Raw genomic sequence first — 284 nt, forward strand, 5'->3', positions numbered from 1 at the left:
GAGCGCCAGTGGAATTACTGGACCGGCGTACTCGGCGGTGAGCAACCGCTGCTGGAATTGCCGACCGATCGTCCGCGTCCGGCGCGGCAGAGTTTTGCAGGCGCACGTCTGGCCATCGACCTGCCGCCGCTGCTCAGCCAGCAACTGCGGCAACTGGCCCAGCGCGAGGGCAGCACGCTGTTCATGGTCTTGCTGGCCTCGTTCCAGAGCCTGTTGCATCGCTACAGCAATCAGTCGGACATTCGCGTCGGCGTGCCGATTGCCAACCGTAATCGGGTCGAGAC

The 284-nt window shown here is 64.4% G+C and carries 1 protein-coding gene; it reads left to right on the plus strand.

Going from position 1 to position 284, the window contains the following annotated elements:
• Nucleotides 1-284: condensation domain-containing protein (locus BK665_RS34020; RefSeq protein WP_148053314.1), on the plus strand; the 284-nt coding region annotated here is incomplete at both ends.

It is taken from the genome of Pseudomonas frederiksbergensis (genome assembly GCF_003732665.1).
GTDB lineage: Bacteria > Pseudomonadota > Gammaproteobacteria > Pseudomonadales > Pseudomonadaceae > Aquipseudomonas > Aquipseudomonas frederiksbergensis_G.